Annotated in this window: 23 protein-coding genes, 2 tRNA genes and 1 pseudogene; 19 read left to right on the forward strand and 7 right to left on the reverse strand. The window is 68.6% G+C overall.

Features of this window, described 5'->3' with window-relative positions:
• The first annotated feature begins 65 nt into the window (after positions 1-65).
• Positions 66-776 carry a DUF6544 family protein gene (locus E0493_RS07950; RefSeq protein WP_160936395.1) on the forward strand — a complete coding sequence of 237 codons (711 nt, stop codon included), beginning with the start codon at positions 66-68 and terminating at the stop codon, positions 774-776.
• A 12-nt stretch (positions 777-788) separates the two neighbouring features.
• Here E0493_RS07950 and E0493_RS07955 read toward each other — a convergent pair whose 3' ends face one another.
• Entirely contained in the window at positions 789-1,613 is an 825-nt protein-coding gene (locus E0493_RS07955; RefSeq protein WP_160936396.1) for an RNA methyltransferase, read from the reverse strand.
• A gap of 79 nt (positions 1,614-1,692) precedes the next feature.
• Positions 1,693-2,064: a CopM family metallochaperone gene (gene copM / locus E0493_RS07960; protein WP_235913644.1), complete on the reverse strand. Its 372-nt coding sequence runs from the start codon at positions 2,062-2,064 to the stop codon at positions 1,693-1,695.
• 165 nt (positions 2,065-2,229) lie between these two features.
• On the opposite strand from copM, the gene E0493_RS07965 reads away from it, so the two are divergent.
• Complete coding sequence (locus E0493_RS07965) at positions 2,230-3,096, forward strand: protein-methionine-sulfoxide reductase heme-binding subunit MsrQ (RefSeq protein ID WP_160936397.1); 867 nt, start codon at positions 2,230-2,232, stop codon at positions 3,094-3,096.
• 56 nt (positions 3,097-3,152) lie between these two features.
• Here the strand turns inward: E0493_RS07965 and cysS are convergent, their stop codons facing one another.
• Together cysS and E0493_RS07975 are read right to left on the reverse strand one after the other, a co-directional pair.
• Positions 3,153-4,583, reverse strand: coding sequence for a cysteine--tRNA ligase (cysS, locus tag E0493_RS07970; RefSeq protein ID WP_160936398.1), 1,431 nt, complete (start codon positions 4,581-4,583; stop codon positions 3,153-3,155).
• 102 nt (positions 4,584-4,685) lie between these two features.
• On the reverse strand, positions 4,686-6,257 hold the full coding sequence (locus E0493_RS07975; protein ID WP_160936399.1) for a putative bifunctional diguanylate cyclase/phosphodiesterase: 1,572 nt from the start codon (positions 6,255-6,257) through the stop codon (positions 4,686-4,688).
• A 195-nt stretch (positions 6,258-6,452) separates the two neighbouring features.
• Between E0493_RS07975 and E0493_RS07980 the strand changes: the two genes are divergently transcribed.
• Positions 6,453-7,397: an N-carbamoyl-D-amino-acid hydrolase gene (locus tag E0493_RS07980; protein ID WP_160936400.1), complete on the forward strand. Its 945-nt coding sequence runs from the start codon at positions 6,453-6,455 to the stop codon at positions 7,395-7,397.
• Between the two features lie 336 nt (positions 7,398-7,733).
• On the opposite strand, the gene E0493_RS07985 is transcribed toward E0493_RS07980, so the two are convergent.
• On the reverse strand, positions 7,734-7,910 hold the full coding sequence (locus E0493_RS07985; RefSeq protein ID WP_160936401.1) for a hypothetical protein: 177 nt from the start codon (positions 7,908-7,910) through the stop codon (positions 7,734-7,736).
• A gap of 476 nt (positions 7,911-8,386) precedes the next feature.
• On the opposite strand from E0493_RS07985, the gene E0493_RS07990 reads away from it, so the two are divergent.
• Positions 8,387-8,650 (forward strand): hypothetical protein, encoded by a 264-nt coding sequence (locus tag E0493_RS07990; protein WP_160936402.1) that lies wholly within the window; start codon positions 8,387-8,389, stop codon positions 8,648-8,650.
• Between the two features lie 817 nt (positions 8,651-9,467).
• Entirely contained in the window at positions 9,468-11,033 is a 1,566-nt protein-coding gene (locus E0493_RS07995) for a polysaccharide pyruvyl transferase family protein (RefSeq protein WP_160936403.1), read from the forward strand.
• Positions 11,034-11,771: 738 nt separating this feature from the next.
• Here the strand turns inward: E0493_RS07995 and E0493_RS08000 are convergent.
• Positions 11,772-11,845 (reverse strand) — tRNA-Gln (locus E0493_RS08000).
• A gap of 175 nt (positions 11,846-12,020) precedes the next feature.
• Here E0493_RS08000 and E0493_RS08005 point away from each other — a divergent pair.
• The 8 genes and pseudogenes from E0493_RS08005 to E0493_RS08040 all read left to right on the forward strand — a co-directional run bounded on the left by E0493_RS08005 (position 12,021) and on the right by E0493_RS08040 (position 18,492).
• Complete coding sequence (locus tag E0493_RS08005) at positions 12,021-13,091, forward strand: Ppx/GppA phosphatase family protein (protein ID WP_160936404.1); 1,071 nt, start codon at positions 12,021-12,023, stop codon at positions 13,089-13,091.
• Positions 13,092-13,104: 13 nt separating this feature from the next.
• Positions 13,105-13,785 (forward strand): RlmE family RNA methyltransferase, encoded by a 681-nt coding sequence (locus tag E0493_RS08010; protein ID WP_160936405.1) that lies wholly within the window; start codon positions 13,105-13,107, stop codon positions 13,783-13,785.
• Between the two features lie 128 nt (positions 13,786-13,913).
• The gene (guaB, locus tag E0493_RS08015) at positions 13,914-15,437 is read left to right on the forward strand and encodes an IMP dehydrogenase (RefSeq protein ID WP_202396983.1); all 1,524 of its coding nucleotides are present in this window, start codon (positions 13,914-13,916) and stop codon (positions 15,435-15,437) included.
• Between the two features lie 9 nt (positions 15,438-15,446).
• Complete coding sequence (locus tag E0493_RS08020) at positions 15,447-16,766, forward strand: RsmB/NOP family class I SAM-dependent RNA methyltransferase (RefSeq protein WP_160936406.1); 1,320 nt, start codon at positions 15,447-15,449, stop codon at positions 16,764-16,766.
• 35 nt (positions 16,767-16,801) lie between these two features.
• On the forward strand, positions 16,802-17,365 hold the full coding sequence (locus E0493_RS08025; RefSeq protein WP_160936407.1) for a GNAT family N-acetyltransferase: 564 nt from the start codon (positions 16,802-16,804) through the stop codon (positions 17,363-17,365).
• 158 nt (positions 17,366-17,523) lie between these two features.
• Positions 17,524-17,832: an integration host factor subunit alpha gene (locus E0493_RS08030; RefSeq protein WP_160936408.1), complete on the forward strand. Its 309-nt coding sequence runs from the start codon at positions 17,524-17,526 to the stop codon at positions 17,830-17,832.
• Positions 17,833-17,931: 99 nt separating this feature from the next.
• Positions 17,932-18,193: pseudogene (locus E0493_RS24045) on the forward strand (MerR family transcriptional regulator); the annotation flags it as partial.
• A gap of 222 nt (positions 18,194-18,415) precedes the next feature.
• Positions 18,416-18,492, forward strand: a tRNA-Pro gene (locus E0493_RS08040).
• Positions 18,493-18,588: 96 nt separating this feature from the next.
• Here the strand turns inward: E0493_RS08040 and cysK are convergent.
• Positions 18,589-19,551 carry a cysteine synthase A gene (gene cysK / locus E0493_RS08045; RefSeq protein ID WP_160936532.1) on the reverse strand — a complete coding sequence of 321 codons (963 nt, stop codon included), beginning with the start codon at positions 19,549-19,551 and terminating at the stop codon, positions 18,589-18,591.
• Between the two features lie 78 nt (positions 19,552-19,629).
• On the opposite strand from cysK, the gene E0493_RS08050 reads away from it, so the two are divergent.
• The 6 genes from E0493_RS08050 to E0493_RS08075 all read left to right on the forward strand — a co-directional run bounded on the left by E0493_RS08050 (position 19,630) and on the right by E0493_RS08075 (position 25,003).
• Positions 19,630-20,085: an RrF2 family transcriptional regulator gene (locus E0493_RS08050; RefSeq protein ID WP_160936410.1), complete on the forward strand. Its 456-nt coding sequence runs from the start codon at positions 19,630-19,632 to the stop codon at positions 20,083-20,085.
• 115 nt (positions 20,086-20,200) lie between these two features.
• Positions 20,201-20,974 carry an ABC transporter ATP-binding protein gene (locus E0493_RS08055; protein WP_160936411.1) on the forward strand — a complete coding sequence of 258 codons (774 nt, stop codon included), beginning with the start codon at positions 20,201-20,203 and terminating at the stop codon, positions 20,972-20,974.
• Complete coding sequence (locus E0493_RS08060; RefSeq protein ID WP_160936412.1) at positions 20,967-21,671, forward strand: ABC transporter ATP-binding protein; 705 nt, start codon at positions 20,967-20,969, stop codon at positions 21,669-21,671. The genes E0493_RS08055 and E0493_RS08060 overlap by 8 nt, the downstream gene beginning before the upstream one ends.
• Positions 21,672-21,777: 106 nt before the next feature.
• Positions 21,778-23,025 carry an ABC transporter substrate-binding protein gene (locus E0493_RS08065; RefSeq protein ID WP_160936413.1) on the forward strand — a complete coding sequence of 416 codons (1,248 nt, stop codon included), beginning with the start codon at positions 21,778-21,780 and terminating at the stop codon, positions 23,023-23,025.
• Positions 23,026-23,110: 85 nt separating this feature from the next.
• Positions 23,111-23,998, forward strand: a complete 888-nt coding sequence (locus E0493_RS08070) for a branched-chain amino acid ABC transporter permease (RefSeq protein WP_160936414.1) — start codon at positions 23,111-23,113, stop codon at positions 23,996-23,998.
• A gap of 3 nt (positions 23,999-24,001) precedes the next feature.
• Complete coding sequence (locus E0493_RS08075) at positions 24,002-25,003, forward strand: branched-chain amino acid ABC transporter permease (RefSeq protein WP_160936415.1); 1,002 nt, start codon at positions 24,002-24,004, stop codon at positions 25,001-25,003.
• The last annotated feature ends 8 nt before the right edge of the window (positions 25,004-25,011 follow it).

A 25,011-nucleotide genomic window follows, 5' to 3' on the forward strand; every position in this document is an offset into this window, starting at 1 on the left:
AGGCAGGGCAGATGGTCTGCCAAGCGCCGGCGACAGGCCAGCAGGGTCCCTGATGGGCGGTCTGCATGGAAACCCGGCTCTCCGATCCGTCAACCCAGGCCGTGCCGCCGCTGCCCGGCGCCGCCAGCGTGCTGGCGCAGCGCCTCGGCGCCACCGGCGGGCCGTGGCTTTCCGGGGTCTCCCTGGCGCAGTCCGGCACGATGCGGGGATCGCCCGGGGCGCGGCCACTGCGCTTCTCGGCCGCCCAGAGCATCGATCTCCGGCGGTGCGCCTTCTCCTGGCGCGCCAATGTGGGGCCGCTCGGCTGCGTTTCCGTGGTGGATGCGCTGGAGGGGAGCGAGCCAAGGCTCGATCTACGCCTCCTCCGCGTCATCCCGCTCGGCAGCGCGACGGCGAGCCCGGCGCTGACCAAGGGTGAGATCATGCGCTACCTGGCGGAGCTCGCCTGGGCGCCCGATGCCATCCTGCTGAACCCCGAGCTGGACTGGCAGGAGCTGGACGGACGAAGCCTCCGCGTCGGCGCCGGGCAGGGCGCGGCGCGCGGCGAGGTCACGCTGCGGCTTGATGCGCAAGGGCGAATCGTCGAGGCAAGGGCGGAGGACCGCCCGCGCGAGGAGGAGGAGGGCTTCGTCGAGCGGCCCTGGCGCGGCCGCTTCGGCGACTATCGCCAGCACGAGGGGCGCTGGATTCCCTTTGCCGCCGAGGTGGACTGGGTGATCGAGGGGCGCCCCTTCACCACCTGGAGCGGTGTTCTGCGAAGTTGGGAAATCGCTTGAGGCCAGCGGCGCTCAGGCTGCGCCCCAGGGGGGCGGCGGGTCTTCCGCCGCAGGGCGGCCGCGCTGCATCCTACCGCGGGAAAGCTCGGTGACCACGCCATGCAGGGTGCGCAGCTCCTGCTCCGTCACCTCGCCGCGCTGGAACCAGTGGCGCAGGTTGCGCACCATGCCCGGCCGCTTTGGAAGGTTGTCGAGGAAGCCGCAGGCGTCCAGCTCGGCCGTCAGACGGGTCAGGAAGCCTTCCAGCTCGCCCTTGGTGGCCACCCGCGTCTCGTTGGTGACGAGCTGGCGCGGCGGCGTGCTGTCCTCGGCGGCGTTCCACCACTCATAGGCCAGGATCATCACCGCCTGGGCGAGGTTGAGCGACATGTGGTCGGGGTTGAGGGGGTAGCGCACCCAGGTGTCGGCACAGGCCATGTCCTCGTTCTCCAGCCCGGCGCGCTCGGGGCCGAACAGCACGGCGCTGCGCAGCCCACGGCCGCGGCAGATCTCCACCAGGTCCTCCGCCGCGGAACGGGCCGTGCGCAAGGGGGCGATGACATGGCGCGCGCGCGGACAGGTGGCGAAGACGCGGTGGCAGTCGGCCACGGCCTCGGCCACGCTGGCGTGCACCGTCGCCGCCTCGAGGATCCGGTCGGCGCCGGAGGAGGCGAACCAGGCGCGCTCCAGCGGCCAGCCGTCGCGCGGGGCCACCAGCCGCAGGTGGAACAGCCCGCCATTCGCCATGGCGCGCGCCGCCGTGCCGATGTTCTCGGCCAGTTGCGGCCGCACCAGCACGACGATCGGGCTCTCGCCGGGCAATGGCTTCAGGTCGGCGCCACCGTCGCGGCCGGTCATGGGCGGATCATCCTCAAGGGTTGCCAGGGCAGGCTGCCCCCGATAGCGCCCCGCGGCGCCCGGCGAAAGGGCCGGACGCTCAGCGCCGGCGCGGCGGCGGCTCCAGATAGGTGCGCAGCACGGCGATTTCCTGCTCCTGGGTCGCGATGATCTCCTCCGCCATCTTCCGCAGCACCGGATCCCTCCCGTAGCGAAGCTGCACCCGCGCCATGTCGATGGCGCCCTGATGATGCGCGATCATCCCGGCCGCGAAGTCGCGGTCGGGATCGCCGGTGACGGGGAGGTTCAGGTCGCGGCGCATCCGCTCGGCGGCAGCGCGATACTCGGTGCTGGCGGAAGCCTCCGGCCTCGCACCACCGGGGGCAGCCTGGCCGGCATGCTGCGCCTGCCCGGGGCTGGCGAGAACCAGGCCGGCGAGGAGGCCGCCGGTCGCCAGAAACATGCGGGTCATCAAGTTCTCCGGTCGTGACGGGATTCTCCGGCCAGATGCCACCCTTCCAGGGGGGGAATGCAAGGCCCGGCGACGCAAGGAAATGCTCGGTAACACTGCGGACCACTGTCAGGATGGGCAGCGCGCCTTAAATGCCTGTGACCCACAGCCGGTGCCGGAGACCTGATGGCCCAGCCTCACCGCCGCATCCTGCCGCCCTGGCGTGACCGCCAGGGCCAGTTCTCGCCGCTGAAGCTGGGCGTGCTGCTGGGCCTCGCCCTCCCGGCACTCTGGACCGCCTGGCTGGCGGCGCAGGGGAACCTGGGTGCGCGGCCGATCATGGAGGCGGTCCATCAGGCGGGCCTCTGGGCCGTGCGCATCCTGCTGCTCTCGCTGCTGATCACGCCCTTGAAGCAGATGCTGCGCTGGCCGCGCCTTATGCTGGTGCGCCGCATGGTCGGGCTCGGGGCGCTCGCCTATGCCGTGCTGCACCTGACCCTTTATGCGCTGGACCTGGACTGGAACCTCGTGAAGGTCGCCAGCGAAATCGTGCTCCGCTTCTACCTGGCCATCGGCTTCGTCGCCCTGCTGGGGCTGGCGGCGCTGGGCGTCACCTCGACGGACGGATGGGTGCGGCGGCTTGGAGGGCGGCGGTGGCAGCGGCTGCACCGTATCGTCTACGGCATCGGCGTGCTGGCTCTGGTGCACTTCGCCCTGCAGTCGAAGATCGACGTCACTGAGGCCATGCTGATGGCCGGGCTCTTTCTCTGGCTGATGGGCTACCGGGCCGTGGCGCCGAAGGGCGGTGCGCCGGGGCTGCTGCGGCTGGGCGGGCTGGCCCTGGGCGCCGCCCTCGGAACGGCGCTGCTGGAGGCCGGTTGGTATGCCGTGGCGACAGGCGTGCCGCCACTGGCCGTGCTGGAGGCGAATTTCGACGTCAGCTTTGGCCTGCGTCCGGCGCTCTGGGTCGGGATCGCCGGCGGCGGCGCCGTGTTGCTGCGGGCGGCACGCCAGTTGCGCGACCGCCTGCCGGCCGCCCGACCAGCTCATTGAACCCGGCCCGCTGAACCTGGCCCACGGAGCGCAGGACGCGGGGCGCAGGGGCGTTTTCAGCCCCGCCGCCAGGTGGTGCCGCCTGGACCATCCTCCAGGATGATGCCCTGCGCGGCCAACTCGCCGCGGATGCGGTCGGCCTCGGCCCAGTTCTTCGCCGTGCGGGCGGCCAGCCGTGCGGCAATGGCGGACTCGATGGCGGCTTCATCCCCGCCGCCACCCTGGCGCCACGCCACCGGGTCGCTTCCGAACAGGCGGAGCACCTCGGCGGCCTGACGGATCGCCGCCGCCGCGGTACCCGATTCCGGCTGCCAGGCCTTGCCGATGCGGGACAGCACCGTTGCCGCCGAGCCGCCCACGGTGGCCACGTTCTCCAGCGTCCGCAGGTCGCGCAGGCGGGTGAGGGCAAGGGGGGTGTTCAGGTCGTCGGCCAGGGGTTCGAGCGCCCATTCCGCCATCTCCCCCACCAGCGGGTCGTCCGCCTCGGGCGCGGGGAGGTCGCGGGCGAGCAGGGCGTAGAAGTCGTCCAGCTCCGCCTTGGCCTCCTCCAGCCGCTCGGCGGTGTAGTCGAGGGCGGCGCGATAGTGGGTCTTGAGCAGCAGCAGGCGAAAGGCCTCGCCCGCCCAGGCACCGGCTGCCAGGATGTCGCGCACGGTCAGGAAGTTGCCGAGCGACTTCGACATCTTCTCGCCGTTCACCAGCAGCATTCCGTTGTGCAGCCAGTAGCGGGCGAAGCGGCTGCCGGGAAAGGCGCAGACGGACTGGGCCAGTTCGTTCTCATGGTGCGGGAAGAGCAGGTCGTGCCCGCCGCCATGAATGTCGAAGTCGGTGCCGAGATAGCGCCAGGACATGGCCGAGCACTCGATGTGCCAGCCAGGCCGGCCGCGGCCCCAGGGGCTCTCCCAGCCCGGCAGTTCCGGCTCGGAGGGCTTCCACAGCACGAAGTCGCCGGGGTCGCGCTTGTACGGGGCGACGTCCACGCGGGCGCCGGCCAGCATCTCCTCCGGTGAGCGGCCGGACAGCGCGCCATAGGCGGCATAGCTCGGCACCGCGAAGAGCACGTGCCCCTCGGCCTCGTAGGCATTGCCGTTGGCGATCAGCCGTTCGATCAACGTGACCATGCGGTCGATGTTATCGGTGGCGCGCGGTTCCTCGTCAGGCGGCAGGCAGCCGAGCGCGGCCATGTCGCGGTGGAAGTCGGCCGTGGTGCGGGCGGTGATGGCGGCGATCGGCTCGCCGCTCTCGCGTGAGCGCGCGTTGATCTTGTCGTCAACGTCCGTGATGTTGCGGACATAGGTGACGCGGGGAAAGCGCCGCCGCAGCAGCCGCGCCAGCACGTCGAACACCACGACCGGGCGCGCATTGCCCAGGTGGGCCAGGTCATAGACCGTCGGGCCGCACACATAGAGGCGCACATGCTCCGGATCGAGCGGGACAAACGTCTCCCGCCGGCGCGTGGCGCTGTTGTGGAAGGCCAGTTCGGTCATCAGGCTGCCTTGTCGGGCTGAGCTGTGGAAACAGGGGCGGTTGGTGCGCCAGATCGGCGCTCCCCGTCAACCTCCCACTGCTCGCTCCCACTGCCCTGCGCGTCAGGAGGCCTGCCGGAAAAGCGTGGCGAACTGCTGGGGCGGCATGGGGCGGCCGTAGAGATAGCCCTGGACCTCCTCGCAACCCTCCTGGCGCAGCAACTCGGCCTGCTCGTCGTTCTCCACGCCTTCCGCGTGCGCGCGGATGCCCAGCGTCTGGCTGAGGCCCATCACCGCATGAACCACCGCCTTGGCCTTTGGATCGTTCGTGAGATGCCGCACGAAGCTGCGGTCGATCTTGATTTTGTCGAAAGCAAAGCGGTTGAGATAGCCGAGGCTGGAATAGCCGGTGCCGAAATCGTCCATGGCGAGACGCACGCCGAGATCCCGCAGGCGGCAGAGGACTTCCAGGGTTTCCCGTGTGTCGCGCATCAGGATGCCCTCGGTGATCTCCAGTTCCAGCCGCTCCGGCGCCAGCCCGGCCTGCTGCAGCGCCGCCTTCACCGTCCCGTAAAGGTCGGGGAGCCGGAACTGCAGGGGGGAGACGTTGACGGCGATGCCAAGCGGCGCCGGCCAGCCAGCGGCCTCGCGGCAGGCCTCCTGAAGCACCCAGGCGCCGATCGGACCGATCAGCCCGATCTCCTCGGCGAGGCCGATGAACTGATCAGGGGGGATCTCGCCATGGCCAGGCCGGTGCCAGCGCAGCAAAGCCTCGGCGCCCAGCACCCGCCCCGAAGCCAGGCAGACCAGCGGCTGGTATTCCAGCCGGAACTGGCCCCCGGCCAAAGCGCGCCGCAGGTCCCATTCGAGCCCGTGCCGCTCCTGCCACTGCGCCCCCAGCTCGGGCGTGAAGAGGCAAAAGCCGGCGCGGCCCTGCTGCTTCGCCTGGGACATCGCGCGGTCGGCCTGCTGGAGCAGGTGGAGAACGTCGCCTGACCCGTCCCGGTGGCCGACGGCGATGCCGATGCTGGCGCCGATCTCGACCGGGCCGCCCCCCAGGAAAAAGGGTGCGCCGAAGGAGGCGAGAAGCCTTTCGGCCAAAGCGGCCGCCGCTTCCGGCTGCGCGCCGGCCTGCAGCACCCCGAACTCGTCGCCACCGAGGCGGGCCAGCGTCTCGCCGGGCCGCAGGCTCTCGGAGAGCCGTTGCGCAACCGCCCGAAGCAGCGAATCGCCGGCCGCCTGGCCGAGGGCATCGTTCACCGACCGGAAGCGGTCGAGGTCGATCAGCAGGACCGCCAGCGCGCCGTTCCCGACCAGCGCGGCCTTGGCAAGCCGCTCCAGGAAGGCGGCGCGGCTGGGCAGCCCGGTCAGCGGGTCGTGGGAGGAAAGATGAGCGGCGTGACAGAGGGCGGCCGACAGGGCGCGGAGGGGCGACATGCGCAGCAGCAGAAATACCAGCGCTCCGAGGCCGCCACTGCCGGCCAGCACCAGGGCGGCGGCGGGAAGTGCGGCGCCCGGCGCCTCCTGCGCCAGGAGGTAGCTTCCAGGCGGCACCAGCGCGGTCACCAGCGCCGCCACCGCCGCGAGCGGGGTGACAAAGGCGGCGGGCGGGGGGCGGTGCGGCGAAGGCCAGTGCCAGCCTCGGGGCGCGCGGGGCCGGCGGGCAGGGGGCGCCGCGAACAGGCTCTGCGTCATGGGCGATGGTCCCTCCTGGTCCCTCTGCGCGGCGGATTGCGTGCCCCCGTCCAGCCCGGAGAGATTGGCTGACGAGACCTCGCCAGCCGGTTAATGCAGCGCCGGTCGCGGGGGGGCGGATTGCCTCGGGAAAGGGGATGCGGCATTCCAAAGGCGTCAAATCGCCGCTCCTCGGTCCAGCTGAAGGTTTCCGCCATGCCCCGCATCCTGCGTGTCGCCGCCGCCCAGATGGGGCCCACGCAACGCGCCGATTCCCGCCCGCAGACACTCGCCCGCATGATCGCCCTGCTGGAGCAGGCGGCGGCCGGCGGCGCGCGGCTCGTGGTCTTTCCCGAGCTGGCCTTCACCACCTTCTTTCCCCGTTGGCTGCTCGACGAGGCGGCCCTCGACGCCTACTTCGAATCCGCCCTTCCCGGGCCCGATACCCAGGCGCTGTTCGACCGTGCCCGCGAGCTCGGCGTCGGCTTCTATGTCGGCTATGCCGAGAAGACGCCGGAGGGGCAGCGGTTTAACAGCGCCGTCACGGTTGGGCCGGATGGCGAGGTGCTGCAGAAGTACCGCAAGATGCACCTGCCGGGCTCCGTCGAGCCGCGGGAGGGCTCGCGCTTCCAGCAGCTTGAGAAGCGGTATTTCGAGTATGGCGATCTCGGCTTCCCGGCCTTTCACGGGCCGGCCAGCTGGGGCGAGCCGGTGCTGGGGATGCTGGTCTGCAACGACCGCCGCTGGCCGGAGGCCTGGCGTGTCTATGGCCTGCAGGACCTGGAAATGCTGCTGGTCGGCTACAACTCCGCCGCCTACGACCCCAATGGCGGCGACAGCGAAGACGCCGCGCTGCGCACCTTCCACTCGCAGCTGATGGCGCAGGCCAACGCCTACATGAACGCCAGCTGGGCCGTGGCGGTCGCCAAGGCGGGTGAGGAGGATGGCTCGGGCCTGATCGGCGGCTCCTGCATCGTGGACCCGAACGGGCGCATCGTGGCGGAAGCCAAGACGCTGGCGGACGAGGTGATCCTGGCGGATTGCGACCTCGATCTCTGCCGGCAGGGCAAGGAGAAGATGTTCAACTTCGCGGCCCACCGGCGGCCGGAGGCCTACGGGCTGATCACTAGCCGGAAGGGCGCTGAGGCGCCGCCGCGCTAGAGCAGATCCCGTTCCGATGGCATCATCGGGACGGGTGAAGATGCTCGTCGAAACAACCGGCTAGAGCATTTCCCGTGAGCCGGAGCGAACGGAAAATGCTCCAGAGCAGATCCCGTTCCGATGGCATCATCGGGACGGGTGAAGATGCTCGTCGAAACAAACGGCCAGAGCATTTCCCGTGAGCCGGAGCGAACGGAAAATGCTCTAGCCTTCTCCGGCGCGATGCCGTGACCGTCCTGAACTCCAACGGGTGCGGCGCAACTCACGGCACGCACGCAAAAAGCCCGGTTGGGGGACCGGGCTTCGCGGAGAACGGGGATGAGAGGCTTTGGCTGCTTACCAGCGGCCGTAGGAGCCGAGCGTCAGGGGGTTGCGCTCACCCCAGGAGTTCCAGCTGGAATAGCCGTTGCCGGCCTCGGTGCGGAACGTGTCGTAGCGGTCGGCTTCCGGAGCAACATGGCCCGGGCGGCGATCGGCAGGCGCTTCGCTTTGGGTCGGCTTGCTGTCCATCATGGGTGGCCTCCTCTGCTGCTCTCCTAATTAGGGCAACGCACGCCACATTTCAGCCCTAAATGTGGCGATGGCCGAAAATTCTGCCTTATTCGTGATGACCGCAAGCGAGCTGAAGCCTGTTCGCAGCTCGCAAGGAGCCCGCAGGTTTCAGGTAAATACCTTCACTCTCAGATGTTTGGCGGAAACGGAGAATGCTCCGCGCTAGGATTTCTGGCGGCCGGATTGAGGCCGCAATTGGGCCTGCTCATTCGGCGTGCAGCGGGCGAGGCGGCCTTCCCCTATGCGCCCCGGAGGCCAAGAAGGAAGAGCGAGCGGGCCGCAGGCGCGATTCTTCCCACGCAAAACTCGCCTTGAGGGGCAGGGGCGCGGAAGCAGCATTTCAGGGCGCCAGCGGGGCCGCATCGGTCAAGCCGCGGAACAACGGACCGCGGTCACCGGGGCACCGTTGGCCCCAGCCGAGCGATGATGCGGGCCCAATGCTCACCGAGGCCATGCGCGGCGAGAACCCGAGAGGCGGCAGCGCCATGCCCGCGGAGTTCCGCGATCTCCAGCCGAAATGCCGCCGCCTCCGGCGAATCAGCCAGGAGCAGATCAGTCAGCAGGCGAAGCGTATCGGCTGTTTCTTCCCGGCGGGCATCCCGCTTGAGGCGGCTCCGAAGGGAATTGGACATCGCCTGCCCGAAACGTGGAGGGCGCCCGCGCTTCCTTGGCTGCGATGCGTCACTTGCTTCCCCATCTGAGGGCTCGGCTGGTGAAGTGGCACCCCGGCTGGTGGCGGCGGCTGGCCTGGACTCGCCACCCAGCTCCGCTGTCGCAGGGGCGAGGCCAGGTTCTGGCGAAACAGGGCTGTTGTCGCGCTCGCCCCCTGGCGGTGGGCTTTCTGATCGCCTGCTTGGCGGCCCCTCGTTCGGCGCAGACATCCGCAGCTTGCTCATGAGGTTTCTCACTTAACGTGGCGCCACGCAAATTGGAGGGGGAATTAGGTGGAAGCAAGCATTCCGTGTCGCCACTAAAGATCGTGGCGCGGCGGGCGGGAAGGGGACTGGCATCCAGGGACCGCGCGGCCTCGCTTCGCTTGATCGTGTGGGATGGGCGGGGGGCTCCCATGCCGGCGGCAGTTCCTGCCGGAGCGGCCAGTTGGGCCCTTCAGCAAGTGGCATTCGGCTCCCGGCGGGAGCCGACGGGTGGAGCGTCATGGCAACACGGCGGTTCCGATCGCCGGAACCTGGAAAGGCACGCTCCCATAAAGCGTTTTCACGGCTGAGTGAGATGCGGTAAAAAAGCCGGATGGCTCTCTATCAGAGGTTTAGCGGGTCTTCGGGATGCCGCAGGGACGAAGCCTGGACGGGCGGCGCGTGAACAGGAATCGTACCGTCGATGCGACGGATCTGGAGTGCCCCGCCGTGCTTTCCGCAAAGCGGAGGAAAACTTCGCAGCTTTGGGCAGGAAGTGGCGGTCATAACCGGCATGTTTCACCGGCTCCTTCGCGGCCCGATCGCCCACGCTCGCGAACAGAGCCTCGGATAGTTTGTTAACACTGTGAGAAGAACTCACCTGATGAAGGTCACCTACCTAACTCTTCCCCACGAGCACGACGGAAAGTCCCTCAATCTGGGTGACCGGATTATCTACTTGGGTGCGCGGAACATTGTCCGCCGTGCCATCGGCCAGCATGAGGAAGAAGTCCGCTTCCTTTCGGACAATGAAAGCTTTCCGAGCGACACCGACATGATTGTGGTCTGCGGAACTCCGCAGATCCTGGTCGGCGCCACTCCGAGCCAGAATTTGCAGCGCATCCTGGAAGCGGCCAACAGCGACGTTCCGGTCAAAATCAACCTGGGTGCAGGCGCCTTCTACTTCGACGCTTTCGGTGAGCTCAGGAATTCATTGGACGAGGCGTTCGGTGAACGCGTCCGGCAGGCGCCGATCGCCTCGGCCTACGCCCAGTACGCGAAGTTCGACCTCTGCACATGCCGGGACTTCGCTGGCGTGGCCGTTTTGAAACAACTGGGCCTGGAGCCCTTGGCTCTTCCTTGCCCAGGCTTCTTCTCAGCCATTTTCGAACCCCGGCCACTGTTCCGGCGCCAGGAACAGCTGGTTTCTGTTTTGAATGGCACCGCGAGCTTCTGGAACCGCGTTTCCGGCGATGTTCATGGCTTCTTCCGGAGGTTGTGGGAACAGGACCCCACGCGGGTCTTCATCGCGCATGACGAGCAGGACTGCGCCATGCTTTCCGAAATGGGCATCCCCTTCGTCACCTTCACCGACGCGGATCGCTTCCTCACCTACCTGGCGTCCGCGCAGAACCTGCTCTCGCTCCGCGTGCATGGGGCGCTTCCCGCCTGGACCTTGGGACTGAACGTGACCCTGCTTGGCATCGACAGGCGTTCTCTTCTGGGCGAGGACTTTGGCGCCCGCTTCAGGGTGATACCGCTGCGCAGCCAGTCCGACTTCGACCAGGCGCTGGCACTGCCATCCAGCGAGAAGCCTCCGCAGGACGACGATGAGCGTCGCGCATGGCTTTCGAAGCACCTGGACAGCTATGTGAGCAGCATCCGGCAGACGGTCCGTGAAAAGCTGGGGGTGGTGCCGGATGAGAGTGTGTCGCCTGATGGAGCCGGAAATAAGCCGAAAGACGAGGTGGCAGAAAAGCAGTATGCCGGGAGCTACTTCAGGGAATTCTTCTACAGTACCCAAGAAGAATTCGAGGTTGGCCTCGACCTCATGCGGTCCTCACACTCCTCCACCATGCGGGAAGGGGAACTTCTCGTCAAAACCAGCGCCAACCAGTCTACTCTGGCTTTCGGACCTTACATCCGCATTCCCGCCGGCGAGTGGGTGGTCTCAGCAGACCTCGCCATCGAACCCCTGGAATCGGACTTCTTCCAGGCTCAGCCGGAGAACATCATTCTCATGCGGATCACGAAAGGTGTTCCTGGGACCGAGTTGGGACGTGCGAAGAGAGAAGTCCCGGAAACATCGAGGAGGTTCGAGGCAGTGTTGGAGATCGGTTTCACGAATCCGAGCGACACGGGACACATCGAGATCGTGTTCTCCACGGTGAAGATGCTTCCTCTGAGCACAAGAATCTCCCTGCGCAATCTCAGGCTGCAGAGAAAGTAAGAATCGGCTGGTACTGCTCGGTTTCTTTAATGGAAATGATCGAGGACGGCTTGCTGCACTTGTCTCCATTTGGAGCCATCTCGCACCAAGGAGGCCTGCGGTACAGCCCGCGATCAGAGACCACGCCTTCACCGCCGGTCCCAACGGCGGCGGGGAAGGCAGCCTTCCTCCGTGACTGTCGCCTGCCGGCCCGGCTCGGCGCCTGAAGTCCGGCGAACCCCTGTTGCCGATCGGCAAGAGCCTTGTGCTCCACGCGGGCTGCTGCGTCATGGTTCACCGCACGTCCGGAGGCTCGGCAGAACAGCTCCTCCGCCTTTCCGGACAACCGAGCCCGCGGAAAAGGCGACGCCCGCGCTGCGCTTCGCTTGGTCCGGGAATTCGGAGGGATTGAACGCAGGGACGCGAACTGCCTGGCCTGGAGAAGAGTTCCGGGCTGCACTACCCCGTGCGAGAATGCTCATCACGCGGCGCCGAATGCTTTGCAGCAGGCGTCCCTGAGCAGCCACCGGGCCTCGCCTGCGCCTCGCCAAGAGACAGCGGCCGAAAGACCTCTCTCCTGGATCAGATCCCGAGCGGATGGAGCCGGCTGATTGGGAAAAGATGCTCGTCGAAACAGAAGGCTGGAACGGCTGAAGTGAGCAAACACGAAGGGAAGCCGCTCTGGCGTGACAGCCGAACCCTGCGCCGACTCCCAGGCTGGGCGAGCTTCGTTTGAAGCGATGATGGCTTTGGAGAGCGTGGCTGGGGAACCTGGATTCGAACCAAGACTGCCCGAGTCAGAGTCGGGAGTTCTACCGTTAAACTATTCCCCACCAGCCGTTCGGCGGTGGCGGCGATATAGCGTCGTCCGGTGAGGCTTGCAACCCGTCTCGTAAATCGTTCCGCAGTGCGGTACGAAACTGCTTGCTCTCGCCGCCCATAGGCCGGATCATAGAGAAGCCCCCCCTGTCGCCGCTTCATCGGCGGCCGTGGGAAGGCCGTATTGTCATGCCAGAAGCTGTATCTCATCCTGCCGTCGCCTCGTCACGCACCTGCCCGGACCGCTCGGCCGGGACGTTCGCGGCGATCGACCTGGGAACCAACAACTGCCGCCTGCTGGTTGGTGTCCCAACCTCCTCCGGTTCATTTCGCGTGCTGGACAGCTACAGCCGCGTCGTCCGGCTGGGGGAGGGGCTTGCGGCTCATGGCCTGCTCTCCGAGGGCGCGATGAGCCGGGCCCTGGCGGCGTTGCAAACCTGTGCGCAGAAGCTGCTCCGCCGTCCGCTGCGCCGCCTTCTCGCAGTGACCACCGAAGCCTGCCGCCAGGCCCGGAATGGCCCCGCCTTTGTGGCCGAGGCGCGCGCCGCCACGGGCTTGCCGATCCGCATCATCTCGGCGCGGGAGGAGGCGGAACTGGCCATGGAGTCCTGCGCGCCCCTGCTGCGGGCGCATGACCGGCGGGCGCTGCTCTTTGATATCGGCGGCGGCAGCACCGAGATCGCCTGGATCCGCAGCGAAGCCCGCGGCTCCACGGAGTTGATCGGCTACGTCTCGTTGCCGCTCGGCGTCGTGACCCTGGCCGAACGGGCCGGCCTCTGCTGCGGCACGCCCGAAGGCTTTCGCCACGTAGTGGAAGAAGTGGTCGAGGAACTCGCCCGCTTTGACCGGGTGCACAGCATCGCGCGCGAGATGCGGGCAGGCGGCGTGCGATTGATGGGCACCAGCGGCACGGTCACCACCCTGGCCGGCGTCGCGCTGGCGTTGCCGCGCTACTCCCGGCCGCTGATCGATGGCCGCGTGCTGGACACCGGGGCGGCCGACCAAGCGCTGCGCGACCTTTTCGCCCTTGGGCCGGATGGCTTGCGGGCCCATCCTTGCATCGGGCCGGAGCGCGCCGACTTCGTGCTGCCGGGCTGCGCCATCTATGCGGCGATCCGCAAGGTCTGGCCCTCGTCCTCTGTCACGGTCGCGGACCGGGGGCTGCGGGAGGGCATGTTGCTGCGCATGATGCGGCAGGAGCTGGCGGCGCCCCGGCGTGCCGCCTCCTGGCAACGGGCGGCGGCGCACCCCGCCCCTTGAGGATGAAACAACTGTGAAACTGCCGAGCGAGGCCGGACGCGGCCTGACCACGCGCCTGCGCACCGCCAAGGGCCGCAGCACCGCCAGCCAGAAATGGCTGGAGCGGCAGCTGAACGATCCCTATGTCCGCGCGGCCAAGGCAGCGGGATGGCGCTCGCGCGCCGCCTTCAAGATCCTGGAGCTGGACGAGAAGTACAAGCTGTTCCACCCGGGCCAGCGCGTGGTGGATCTCGGCGCAGCGCCGGGCGGCTGGACGCAAGTGGCCGTGCAGCGCGCCGGTGAGCGCGGCAAGGTGGTGGGCCTCGACCTGCTGCCGATGGACGAGATCGCCGGCGCAACCCTGCTGCAGGGCGACTTCCAGGACGAGGCGGTGGAGCGGCGCGTGCTGGAGGCGCTGGACGGCCCCGCCGACCTCGTGCTTTCCGACATGGCGCCCAACACCACCGGCCACAACGCGACCGACCACCTGCGCATCCTCGGCCTGGTCGAGCTGGCGCTCGATTTCGCCGGCAAGGTGCTGACGCCCGGCGGCGGCTTCGTCGCCAAGGTCTTCCAGGGGGGCACCGAGCGCGAGCTGCTGAACCGCATGAAGCGCGACTTCGCCAGCGTGAAACACGCCAAGCCACCGGCCAGCCGAAAGGACAGCGCGGAGATGTACGTGGTTGCCCAGGGGTTCCGCGGCGGCGAGGGCTGAGCGGCGGGCGCGGGTCCCTGTTGCGCGATCATCACGCCTGTGATGCTTGCGGCGCGGCGCGATTCTGGGGTAGGGGGACGCGCCAAGGCTGCGGAACGCGCCTGTGAGTTCTGCGAAAGGCTCCCGCCATGGCTCCCGACACCATCCCGACCGACGGCCCCGCTGATCGCGGCGCCGCGCCGCGCCGCACCCTCATCGCCGAGGCCTACGCCTTCGACGACGTGCTGCTGGTGCCGGCCTATTCCACCGTGCTGCCGGCCCAGACCGACATCCGGACCAGGCTCACCCGCGAGATCGCGCTCAACATGCCGGTGATCTCCGCCGCCATGGACACGGTGACGGAGAGCCAGATGGCCATCGCCATGGCCCAGGCCGGCGGCATCGGCGTCATCCACAAGAACCTCACGCCGGAGGAGCAGGCCGCCCAGGTCCGCCAGGTGAAGAAGTTCGAGAGCGGCATGGTGGTGAACCCCGTCACCATCCATCCCGACCAGACCCTGGCCGAGGCACAGGCGCTGATGACCAGCTTCCGCATCAGCGGCATCCCCGTCGTCGAGCGGGAGAGCAAGCGGCTGGTCGGCATCCTCACCCACCGGGACGTGCGCTTCGCCACCGATCCGAATATCCGCGTCTATGAGCTGATGACGCGCGAGAACCTGGTGACGGTGACGGCCGATGTTCTGGCCGAGCAGGCGCGGGGCCTGCTGCACAAGCACCGCATCGAGAAGCTGCTGGTGGTGGACGATGCCTACCGCTGCATCGGCCTGATCACCGTCAAGGACATGGACAAGGCCCAGGCCAACCCGAACGCGGTGAAGGACGCCATGGGCCGCCTGCGCGCCGCGGCCGCCACCGGCACGGGCGAGGATGGGCTGCGCCGCGCCGAGCTGCTGATCGAGGCCGAGGTTGACGTCATCGTGGTGGACACCGCGCATGGCCACTCGGCGGGCGTGCTGAAGGCGGTCGAGCGCATCAAGCACCTTTCCAACAGCGTCCAGGTGATCGCCGGCAACGTGGCGACGCCGGAAGCCGTTGAGGCGCTGGCGGAGGCGGGGGCCGACGCGGTCAAGATCGGCATCGGCCCGGGCTCCATCTGCACCACCCGCATTGTGGCGGGCGTTGGCGTGCCGCAGCTTACCGCCGTGCTGGAGAGCGCCGCGGCGGCGCACGGGAAGGGCGTGCCTGCCATCGCCGATGGCGGCATCCGCTCCTCCGGCGACATCGCCAAGGCGATCGCCGCCGGCGCGGACTGCGTGATGATGGGCAGCCTCTTCGCCGGCACCGACGAGGCGCCGGGCGAGGTGTTTCTCTACCAGGGGCGTTCCTACAAGTCCTATCGGGGCATGGGCTCGATCGGCGCCATGGCACGGGGCTCGGCCGACCGCTACTTCCAGGCGGAGGTGCAGGACCAGATGAAGCTGGTGCCGGAGGGCATTGAAGGCCGGGTCGGCTACAAGGGGCCGGTCGGTCCGGTGGTCCACCAGCTGGTCGGAGGCCTGCGCTCGGCCATGGGCTACACCGGCAACGCCACCATCGCCGAGATGCAGAACGGATGCACCTTCCGCCGCATCACCAACGCGGGCCTGCGGGAGTCGCACGTGCATGACGTGGCGATCACCCGCGAGGCGCCGAACTACCGCCAGGAAGGCTGACGCCGGACCATGACCCCCGCCGCGCGCATTGCCGCCACGGTGGCGCTGCTCACCGAGGTGGAAGCCGCGCCGCGCCGGCCGGCGGACGCCACCGCCAACGCCTTCTTCCGCGAGCGCCGCTACATCGGCAGCGGCGACCGCCGGGCGGTGGCGGAGCGTGCCTGGGGCGTGCTGCGCCAGCGGCTACGGCTGGAATGGCATCTGGCGCGGCGTGGCCTGCCGCCGACGCCTCGCCTTCTGCTGATGGCCTATCTCCTGCTGGTGGAGCGCTGGACGCGCGAGGAGGTGCTGCAAGCCTTCCCGGGCGGCCGCTTCAATGCCGATCCGCCCGATCCCGGCGAGCTGGCCACCATCGCGGCGCTGGACGGCGCCCCCTTGCAGCCTCCCGCCATGCCAGAGGGGCCGCGCCTGAACCTGCCGGACTGGGCCTTGCCGGGCTTCCGCTCGCGGTTCGGCGAGGAGCTGCCGGAGGCCGCCGCGGCGATGGATGGCAGCGCGCCGCTGGACCTGCGCGCCAACCTGCTGCGCGGCACGCGCGAGCAGGCCGCCGCCGCCCTGGCCGCCGAGGGCATAACGGCTGAGCCGATGGCCTTTTCTCCCTGGGGGCTGCGCGTCCCGGACCGCCGGCCCATCCTGGCCAGCCGCGCCTTCACCGAAGGCCTGATCGAGATCCAGGACGAGGGCAGCCAGCTCATCGCCCTGCTGACCGGCGCCCGGCCCGGGATGCGGGTGGCCGACTATTGCGCCGGCGCCGCGGGCAAGACGCTGGCGGTCGCGGCCATGATGGGCAATCGCGGCCGCATCGTCGCCTGCGACGTCTCGGCAACACGGCTGGAGGGAGCGGCCAAGCGGCTTCGCCGGGCGGGCGTGGACAACGCGGAGCGCCACCTGCTGACAGCGGGGGATCGTTGGGTCAAGCGCCGCGCCGGGCAGTTCGACTGCGTTCTGGTGGATGCACCCTGCACGGGTAGCGGTACCTGGAGACGCAATCCCGACGCGCGCACCCGCACCGATCTGCGCGACTTCGAGGAGCTGATCACGAAGCAGCGCGCCATCCTGGATAGCGTTTCCGGTCTGGTGCGCCCTGGTGGGAAGCTGGTCTACGCTACCTGCTCGGTTTTGCCGGAGGAGGATGGCGTGCAAGTGCGGAACTTCCTGTCGGAACACCCCGAATACGAGGCGGTGCCGCTGGCGGAAGCCTGGACCGCCGCCTTTGCGCCTGCCGCGCCGCCGGTGCCGCCGCCCGGGTCGGGGCAGTGGATGGAGCTGGCACCCCACCAGCATGGCACCGACGGTTTCTTCGCGGCCGTCCTGCGGCGAAAGGCCTGACCCGGCCGGAAGACAGGAGGGGGAGCCCAGCGCTGATGATCTGCATCCGCCGAGCGCAACCCGCCGACGCCACCGCGATCGCTGCCGTTCACGTGGCCTGCTGGCGCAGCACCTATCCGGGCCTGCTGCCGGATACCTACCTCGCCGGGCTGTCGCCGCCCCGTATTGCGGGGGGCTATTACCGCAGCCTCGTGGAACGGCAGAATGGGGAAGCGCTTTTCGTTGCTGTGGCGCCGCCGCAACAGCCGGAGGAGGTGCCGCTCGTGGTCGGCTTCGCCTCCTGCCGGCGGGCACGCCGCCGTGGCCTGGCGCAGGGGGAGATCGAGACCCTCTACGTGCTGGACGACTGGCGTGAGCGCGGACTCGGTCGCCGGCTGATGCGGGCCGCCGCGGCGCATCTCGCCGCCATCGGCTGCGGTTCCGTCATGCTTTGGGTGCTCAGCCAGAACCCGTCGCGCTGGTTCTATCAGCGCCTGGAGGGCAAGCTTGTGGCCACGGAGTCCATCCTCGTCGGCGGCCGCCCGGTCGCTCAGGAGGCCATGCTCTGGGATCCCATCGAGCGGCTGCTGACCGCCACGGCACGTGCCGACGGCGCCTGAGCGCCTTCTCCCGGCAGGAGCGGTGTTGCACGAAAGCATCACCCCGCTGAAGCTTCTACGCCACACCCCGACGCGCGGTTGACCTTGGCCGGTCATACCGGTTCTGTTGCAAGAAGAAGGGGTTGCGAGGAGTCTCACGCCATGGGCCGCGCTCGGTCATGAACACCATCACGCGCGCGCAACTGGCCGAGGCGATTTATGCGCAGGTCGGTCTGTCGCGTAACGAAAGCGCCGCGTTGCTGGAGGATGTGCTGGAGCGCATCTCCGCCGCACTGGAAGCCGGACGTCCGGTGAAGATCTCCGCCTTCGGGACCTTCTCCGTGCGCCAGAAGGGAATGCGCGTCGGGCGCAACCCGAAGACGGGCGTCGAAGTGCCGATCATGCCGCGGAAGGTGCTGACCTTCCGGCCCAGCCAGGTTCTCAAGGCGCGGTTGAACGGCGAGTCGACCGGCGCCGATGACGAATGACGCCACTGGCCAACGGGCCAGTGCCGAAGCTGGCTCCGACCGATGAATGACGGGGTGCAACTCATGCCTGAGGACCAGGAGGCTTCCGGCCGACTGCGCAAAGCGCCCACTGCTTTCCGCACCATTTCCGAGGTCGCCGAGGACCTGCAGATCCCGCAGCATGTGCTGCGCTTCTGGGAAACCAAGTTCCCGCAGCTGAAGCCGCTGAAGCGCGGCGGCGGCCGCCGCTACTACCGGCCCGAGGACATCGCCCTGCTGCGGCGTATCGGCGACCTGCTCTACACCCAGGGCTATACAATCAAGGGCGTGCAGCGCCTGCTGCGCGAGGGCGGGCTGGAAGGTCCGGAGCCCGCCGAGGCGGAGGCGGAGGCGGAGAGCGACATGCGGGCCGAGATGGAGGTCCCGCCCGCGCCGTCCGGCCAGGTGGTGCTGCGTGACATCCTGGCCCAGCTGGAGGCGATCGCGGCCGAGCTGCGCCTGCTCGGCGAGGCGGGGCAGGGGGGCGCCAAAGGCTGACAAGCGCGCAAGAGGTGACTTGCGGGGGCTTGAGGGGGGCGGGCGCCGGTGCTATTGCCCACGGCGTCGGAGCGTAGCGCAGCCTGGTAGCGCATCAGTCTGGGGGACTGGGGGTCGTGGGTTCGAATCCCGCCGCTCCGACCATCCGCGAGGGACCGGACGCTCATCCCGCCTCGCCTCGACCCAATTCACTTGCTGCCTGCGACGCGGCCTGCTGGAGCGGCGGTGGAGCCGTTCTCCTCAGAGGCCGGCGAAAAGGTCGGTCGAGAGGTAGCGCTCCGCGAACGAGGCGGCGATGCCCACAACCAGGCGCCCGTGCATTTCCGGGCTGGCCGCGAGGTCCAGCATGGCGTGCAGCACGGCGCCCGAGGAGATCCCGATCGGCAGGCCCTCGGTGCGCGCGCAGAGCCGGGCGGCGGCGAAGCTCTCCCGTTCCGTCACGCGCCGCACCTCGTCGAGCCGCGCGAGGTCCAGCACCCCTGGGCGGAAGCCCGCACCGATGCCCTGGATCTCATGTGGGCCGGGATCGTCGCCGGACAGCACCGCCGATTCAGCGGGCTCGACGCCGACCACCCGCAGCCCGGCGCGGCGCGGCTTGAGCGCCCGCGCGATGCCGGTCAGGGTGCCGCCGGTGCCAATTCCGCCCACCACAACATCCACTTCGCCAGCGGTGTCGGTCCAGATCTCCTCCGCCGTGGTGGCCTCATGCACCGCCGGATTGGCGGCATTGTCGAACTGCCGCGGCATCCAGGCGCCCGGCGTCGAGGCGAGGACGGCCTCGGCCCTCGCGATGGCGCCCGACATTCCCTGGCTGGCCGGCGTCAGCTCCACCTCCGCGCCGAGCAGGCGGAGCATCTTGCGCCGCTCGACGCTGGCGCCATCCGGCATGGTCACGATCAGTCGGTAGCCCTTGGCGGCCGCGACGAAGCCAAGCGCGATGCCGGTGTTGCCGGAGGTCGGCTCCACCAGCACTGATTCGCCAGGGGCGATGCGTCCCTCGCGCTCCGCCGCCTCGACCATCGCGAGCCCGATCCTGTCCTTGACCGAGCCCAGCGGGTTGAAGAACTCCAGCTTCAGCGCCAGCCGCGCTCGCAGCCCATGCGCCGCCTCCAGCCGGGGCAGGCGCACCAGCGGCGTTTTGCCGATCGTGGAGAGCACACTGGCGTGCATGCCGCCCGCATTCTGCGCCGAGCGGTCGCTCATACCGGAGGGGGAGGTGTTTCCTTCACGCATGGGCGCGGTATATCACGTCTTGTGCGCGTGGATCAGGGGGCAGTCACGATGTTATTGCGGCGGGACCGGGCGATGACTGCGGTTCGCATCGTGCTTGACGTGGCGTTCCATGCCGGGCGCGGCACCACGGTTCCGGCAGGTGACATCGCCGACCGGCTTGGCGAGGCGCGGCGTGGCATTGAGCCGGTGCTGCAGGCGCTCTCGCGGGCGGGGATTCTGAGCAGCACGCGCGGTCCGAGGGGAGGGTACCGCCTCGGCCGCGCCGCCCGGGACATCACCCTGGCCGAGGTGGTGGCGGCGGTCGGCGCGCCGGAGAACGGCGCACCGGCGGAGGAGGTGCCGCCGTCGGCCCTGCAGAGCCTGGTGATGCAGCCGCTCTGGGCCGAGCTGGAGCATTCGCTGCTGGAAACGCTTGGCGGCCATACCGTGGCCGAGCTGCTGCGCCGCGCCGCCGTCGCCGGCCTGCGGCGGCCCGCGCCGGAAGCCCTGAACTTCGCCATCTGAACCACTTGCCCGAGCCGTCAAGCTGATGCTTGCGCGGCGGCGGCCACTTCGTCATGCTTCTTCTAAGGGGTTGAAACAGCCCTAAAAGAATGATCAGGGAAGCGGGAGATGCAGGGTGGACACCATCCTGGCGACGGAGGACCTGACCAAGGAGTTCCTTGGTTTCACGGCTGTGAGCGGCGTTTCGCTGAATGTACGGCGTGGTAGCATCCATGGGCTGATCGGCCCGAACGGGGCAGGCAAGACCACCTGCTTCAACCTGCTGACCAAGTTCCTGCAGCCCACGCGCGGCAGCATCCGCTTTGACGGTCGGGACATCACGGGCATGAAGCCGGCCGAGGTGGCTCGCCTCGGGCTGGTGCGTTCCTTTCAGATCTCGGCCGTTTTTCCGCATCTGACGGTGCTGGAGAACGTCCGCGTGGCGCTGCAGCGTGCCCGCGGCCGCAGCTTCGACTTCTGGCGTTCCGACAAGGTGCTCGGGCAATACGATGCCCGGGCCCGTGCGCTGCTGGAGGATGTCGGGCTGCACACCCATGCGCATCTGCTGGCTGGCGAGCTGCCCTATGGCCGCAAGCGGGCGCTGGAGATCGCCACCACCCTGGCGCTAGACCCGGTGATGATGCTGCTGGACGAGCCCACCGCCGGGATGACGCATGAGGATGTGGACCGCATCGTGGCGCTGGTGCGCCGCGTGGCGCAGGGCCGCACCGTTCTGATGGTGGAGCACAACCTGCGCGTGGTGGAGGGGCTCTGCGACACCATCACCGTGCTGACGCGCGGCCGCGTGCTGGCCGAGGGCGACTATGCCGGCGTCTCGCGCAACCCGGAGGTTGTCGCCGCCTATCTTGGCACCGACCCCGCGATATCCGGAGCACAGGCGCATGGCTGAGCCGCTGCTGAAGGTCGCCGGCCTGCAGGCCTGGTACGGCGAGAGCCACGTGCTGCACGGCGTGGATATCGAGGTGCGGGAAGGGGAGGTGGTGACGCTGCTCGGCCGCAACGGCGCGGGCAAGACCACCACGCTGCGGTCCATCATGGGCCTGGTCGGCCGGCGCAGCGGCAGCGTGCGCTTCGAGGGGCAGGAGCTGGTCAGCGCGCGCAGCGACCGCATCGCCCGCGCCGGCATCGCCCTTTGCCCGGAGGAGCGCGGCATCTTCGCCAGCCTCGACGTGACGGAGAACCTGCTGCTGCCCCCCGTGGTGCGGCCGGGCGGAATGGATCTCGACGCGATCTACACGCTCTTTCCCAACCTGAAGGAACGCGCGCGCTCGCCCGGCACCCGGCTCTCCGGCGGCGAGCAGCAGATGCTGGCCATCGCGCGCATCCTGCGCACAGGGGCGAAGCTGCTGATGCTGGACGAGCCGACCGAAGGACTCGCACCTGTCATTGTGCAGCAGATCGGCCAAACCATCCGCACCATTAAGGAACGCGGCTTCACCGTGCTGCTGGTCGAGCAGAACTTCCGCTTCGCGCAGACCGTCGCCGACCGCCACTACGTCATGGAGCACGGCCATGTGGTGGACGCGGTGAGCAACGCCGAGATGGCCGGCGCGATGGACCGGCTGCACGGATACCTGGGCGTCTGAGCGCGCCCGCAACGCTTCACGTCCGCGCGGTGACCGGCCGCCAAGTCCGCGCGGTGCTGTGGAACCGACCCCGGGGATGCACAGGGGCATTGGGAGAAACGGATCGATGACACAAGATCGTCGTAGCCTGCTGAAGACTGTCGCCGCCGCGGCCATGACGCCGGCGCTGGGCGCCGGGCTGAGCGCCCTGCCCGGCCGGGCGCGCGCGCAATCCAACACCATCAAGATCGGCGTGCTGAACGACCAGTCGGGCGTTTATCGTGAAACCTCCGGCCCCACCTCGGTCGCCTGCGTCCGGCAGGCGGTGAAGGAAATGGCGCCGCCCGGCACGACGGTGGAGGTGGTTGTCGCCGACCACCAGAACAAGCCCGATGTCGGCGCCACCATTGCCCGCCAGTGGCTGGACCAGGATGGCGTGGATGTCATCGTGGACGTCCCGAACTCCTCGGTCGCCCTGGCGGTGAACACCGTCGTGCGCGAGAAGAACAAGGTCTATCTCAACTCCGGCGCCGCCACGACGGAGCTCACCGGCGGCCAGTGCACGCCCAACACGATCCACTGGACCTACGATACCTACATGCTCGCCAGGTCCACCGGCGGCGCCATGGTGAAGGCCGGCGGCGATTCCTGGTTCTTCATCACCGCCGACTACACCTTCGGCCACTCCCTGGAGCGCGACACGTCGAACTTCGTCAAGCAGGCTGGTGGCAAGGTGCTGGGCAGCGTGCGCCACCCGCTCCAATCCACCGACTTCTCCTCCTACCTGCTGCAGGCGCAGAGCAGCCGCGCCAAGGTGATCGGCCTCGCCAATGCCGGCACCGATACCATCAACTGCGTGAAGCAGGCGGCGGAGTTCGGCGTCACCCGGCGCGGCACGAAGCTCGCGGTGCTGCTGATGTTCATCGGCGACGTGCATGCGCTCGGGCTCAAGACGGCACAGGGCCTGGTCTGCACCGAAAGCTTCTATTGGGACCTCAACGACCGCACCCGCAGCTTCCTCAGCCGGGTGAAGGGCGCGGTGGGCGACAACTATCCCAACATGGACCATGCCGGCTGCTACGCCTCGGTGCTGCACTACCTGAAGGCGGTGAAGGACATGGGCGTCGGCGCCGCCAAGGCCAGCGGCAAGGACGCGGTAGCGCGCATGAAGGCCATGCCGACCGACGACGACTGCTTCGGCGCCGGCAAGATCCGTGAGGATGGCCGCAAGCTCTGCCCGGTCTATCTCTTCGAGGTGAAGTCGCCCGAGGAGTCGAAGGCTCCCTGGGACTACTACAAGGTGCTGCAGACCACCCCGGCCGACGAAGCCTTCCGCCCGCTCGGCGAGGGCGGTTGCAGCCTGGTCCGCACCTGAGTGATACGCCGTGCGGCGGTGGCCCGGTGCCGCCGCCGCGCTTCCATGCCTTGTTGCAGGAAGCCCCGCCAAGGGAGCCCTACCAGTGCTCGAAGACCTCCTGTTCCAACTGCAGATCGGCCTGCCGCAGGTTGCCCTGGGCCTGGTGAATGGCGCCTTCTATGCGCTGCTCTCGCTTGGCCTCGCCGTCATCTTCGGCATGCTGAACGTCATCAATTTCGCCCATGGCGCGCAGTTCATGATGGGCGCCTTCGTCGCCTGGATGATGCTGAGCTGGCTCGGCATCGGCTACTGGCCGGCGCTGATCCTGGCGCCGTTGATCGTCGGCGCCTTCGGCGTGCTGCTGGAAAAGACGATGATCAGCCGGCTCTACAAGCTGGACCATCTCTACGGGCTGCTGCTGACCTTCGGCCTCGCGCTGATCATCGAGGGCGTGTTCCGCAACCAGTTCGGCTCCTCCGGCATGCCCTATGCACCGCCTGCGGCGCTCGGCGGGCCGCCGGTGGACCTCGGCTTCATGTTCATGCCGGTCTACCGGCTCTGGGTGGTGGTGGCGGCGCTGGTGATGAGCCTGGTCACCTGGCTGGTCATCGAGAAGACGCGGCTCGGCGCCTATCTGCGCGCCGCGACGGAGAACGCGGCGCTGGTGCAGGCCTTCGGCGTCAACGTGCCGCGCATGATCACGCTCACCTACGGCGCCGGCGTGGCGCTCGCCGCCTTCGCCGGCGTGCTCGCGGCCCCGATCTACTCGGTGAACCCGCAGATGGGCTCCAACCTCATCATCGTCGTCTTCGCGGTGGTGGTGATTGGCGGAATGGGCTCCATCCTGGGCTCGGTGCTCACCGGCTTCGGCCTGGGGCTGGTCGAGGGGCTGACCAAGGTCTTCTATCCGGAGGCTTCCTCCACCGTGATCTTCGTCATCATGGCCATCGTGCTGCTGGCGCGGCCCGCCGGCCTGTTCGGAAGGGCTTAAGTCATGGCTGTGCAGGCATCCGCCCTTGTCGGGGCTCCGGTGAACGATGCGCCGGGGCTGCTCGGTCTTTCCGGCTTCGGCTTCAATCGCGCGCAAAGCATCACATTCCTGGTGATGCTGCTGCTGGTGGTGGCCGGGCCGTTCTTCCTCTACCCCGTGCTGCTGATGAAGCTGCTGTGCTTCGCGCTCTTCGCCTGCGCCTTCAACCTGCTGATCGGCTATGTCGGGCTGCTCTCCTTCGGCCATGCCATGTTCTTCGGCACGGGCGGCTACCTCGCGGCGCACGCGGCCAAGGTCTGGGGCCTGACGCCGGAACTCGCCATCCTGGTGGGCACCGCCTTCGGCGCGGCGCTGGGCGCGGTGGCCGGCTGGATCGCCATCCGCCGCCAGGGCATCTACTTCGCGATGATCACCCTGGCGCTCGCCCAGATGGTCTACTTCTTCTACCTCCAGGCGCCCTTCACCGGGGGCGAGGACGGCATCCAGCGCGTGCCGCGCGGTGCCCTCTTTGGCCTGATCGACCTGCGCGCCGACATGGCCCTCTACTGGGTGGTGGCCGTCATCTTCCTGGCCGGCTTCCTGTTCATCAGCCGCGTCGTGCATTCGCCCTTCGGCCAGGTGCTGAAGGCGATCCGCGAGAACGAGCCGCGCGCCATCTCGCTCGGCTACCGGGTGGACGACTACAAGCTGCTGGCCTTCACCCTCTCTGCCGCGCTGGCGGCGCTGGCCGGCAGCGCCAAGGCCATCGTCTTCGGCATCGCCACGCTGACCGACGTGTACTGGACCATGTCGGGCGAGGTGGTGCTGATGACGCTGCTTGGTGGCCTCGGCACCGTCTTTGGCCCGGTGGCGGGCGCGGCGGTGATCGTGCTGATGCAGAACCAGCTCGCCGAGCTCGGCGCCTGGGTGACGGTGATCCAGGGCATCATCTTCGTGGTCTGCGTGCTGCTCTTCCGCGCCGGCATCATGGGCGAGCTGGGGCGGTTGCTGAAGGTGCGGCTGTAACGCCGCGC

Origin of the sequence: Teichococcus coralli, from assembly GCF_009829925.1 — a bacterium.
In the GTDB taxonomy this organism is placed as follows: Bacteria; Pseudomonadota; Alphaproteobacteria; order Acetobacterales; family Acetobacteraceae; genus Pseudoroseomonas; species Pseudoroseomonas coralli.